1 protein-coding gene and 1 pseudogene are annotated in these 2,137 nt (G+C 74.5%); both read right to left on the minus strand.

The annotated features are described in order from the left end of the window. The coding region (locus tag AB0I41_RS35065; protein ID WP_357115744.1) for a DUF87 domain-containing protein at window positions 1–1,598 on the minus strand (1,598 nt) is incomplete at its 3' end. A gap of 17 nt (window positions 1,599–1,615) precedes the next feature. Continuing rightward, window positions 1,616–2,137: pseudogene (locus AB0I41_RS35070) on the minus strand (conjugal transfer protein TraC); the annotation flags it as partial.

The raw sequence follows: 2,137 nt of genomic DNA on the forward strand, positions 1-2,137 counted from the left end.
GCCACCCGCATCACATCGTCCATCCGCGGTCCCCACGCCTTGGCGAAGATGTTCCCGAAGATCGACACGAGGTTGTCGACCACGAGGTCGGGGTCGTCGCCGGACAGCGGGTTGATCGTCGGCGGGTTGGGCTGGTCGGGGTCGAAGATGACGAGGCGGTCGGCTGCGGAGGCGGGGAGCCGGTCGAGGATGTCCAGGACCATGTCGCCGTGCGGGTCGATGACCACGGTGCCGCGGCCGGCCTTGATGTCGTTGACGGCCATGTTCACCAGCAGGGTGGTCTTCCCGGAGCCGGTGGAGCCGACAACGTGCAGGTGGTAGCGGGCGTCCGGGACGGACAGGGCGACGCCGTGGCCGCCGACCTGCGCGTCGCCGATCATCTTCGTGCCGCGCCCGCCGGTCGGCACCGCGACCGGGGTGGGCATGGACTTCGCCCGCGCCCGGTCCAGGCCAGGCACGGCCAGATCGCGGGGCAGCGCGGCGAGGGCCGCCAGCTCGGGGGTGCTGGTGAGGAACCCGGCGCCGAGGCGGCGTGACGCCAGCACGGCGGCGGGCGCCGGCATGCGGGCGCGGTGGGTGAGGCGGTTGCGGCCGGAGTAGACGGCGAACGCGGAGGCGATGGTGTCGGCGATGCCCCGCAACCGGGGCCGCTGGTCGGTGGCGGCGCGCCGGCCGTCCTTGGCGATGGCGTAGCGCACGGCGGTCTCCCACAGCGGGTGGGCGGTCTTGTCGAGGATGGCCCGCACGTCGCGTTCCACTCCCGGGTCCCGCCGGCCCGACGCTGCGGGCCGGGCGGTGCCGGCGGGACGGCCGGGCAGGAACAGCTCGACGAGCCACAGCAGCGGCGCGGCCGGGTTGATGGCGGGAATGGCGGTCTTGCCGTCGCGCAGCCTGGCGGCGGCCCGTCGTGCGCGCAGGGCCCGGCGGGGTGCGGCGGGGCGGGCGAGGACCTGCACGCACGCGTACTCGTCGGCTTTGAGTTGGGAGCCGGCGGACATCAGCGCGCGCAGCGGGTCGTTGTCGTGGTCGGTGTTCAAGGGCAGCCATTCCGCTGCGGTGGGCAGCAGGTGACCGCCCACCGTGGCCGCGTGGAGCGGGATGGGCGGGGCGGGAGTGTCGTCGGTGGTGCAGGCGGCGCCCGGCCACGCGGCGCGTACGGCGGCTTCGACGGCGCCGGGTGGGACGGTGCCGGGTACCCACGCGGAGATGAGTAGCCGCCGGCCGGCCCAGGTGTACTGCCACACCACGTGGGGGCTGCCGTAGAGCCAGCGGCGGCGTCGGGATGGGGTGAGGGTGCCGGTGAGGTTCGCCCACATCGCTGCCGCGCTGTGCGGGTCGACTTCGGGTGGTGGGGCGATCGTCACGAGGCGGGCGCCGTCGGCGTGCCGCCGGTGCCGCCACAGGGCGAGGAGGTTGCGCCCGGCGACGTAGGCGACCAGGGCGGCGGCGGCGACAGCGAGCAGCCACGGCCGCTGCCCCGCCCAGGTAGCGGCGTCGAGGACCCAGCGGGTCGGGCCGGCCGGCGGTACGACAAAGCCGGCGCCCGGCCCGGACGGGCCAGGCGACGGCGTGGCCGTGGTTGGTAGGAGGGTCATGATGGTCGTGGTCGGCGGGGTCACAGGTCGTCTCCCTCATCGAGGTCGGCGAGTTCGGCCGGGCGTGTCGTGCACAGCAGGTGCTCGGCGTCGGAGGCGATGCCCTCGAAACTGGTCCGGTTGGTGCCAGAGATCAGCAGGCCTTGCCCGACGCGGGCGGCGAGGAGCAGCCGCCGCTCGCCGGCGGTCAGCCCGAACGCCTCACCGATGGCGTCGATGGCTTGCGGGGCCTGTTTGAGCAGCACCTGTGTGGCGGCGTTGGCGACGACGGCCTGGCCGAGGTCGGTGCCCAGGACGTCGGCGACGTCCTGGGTGATGACGGTCAGCCCGGCGTGGCGTTTGCGGGCGGCCTTGGACATGCGGAACAGGAACCGGGCGCCTTCGCCGTCGCGCATCAGCAGCCACGCCTCGTCCACCACCACGAGCCGGCGGGCGGCCAGCCGGGATCGGCCGGGGGCGTCCACCTGCCGCCAGATCGCGTCCAAGGCGAGGAGGGTGCCGACGGTGCGCAGCTCGTCGGGAAGGTGCCGCAGGGACCACAC

Origin of the sequence: Micromonospora sp. NPDC050200, from assembly GCF_040656135.1 — a bacterium.
In the GTDB taxonomy this organism is placed as follows: domain Bacteria; phylum Actinomycetota; class Actinomycetes; order Mycobacteriales; family Micromonosporaceae; genus Micromonospora.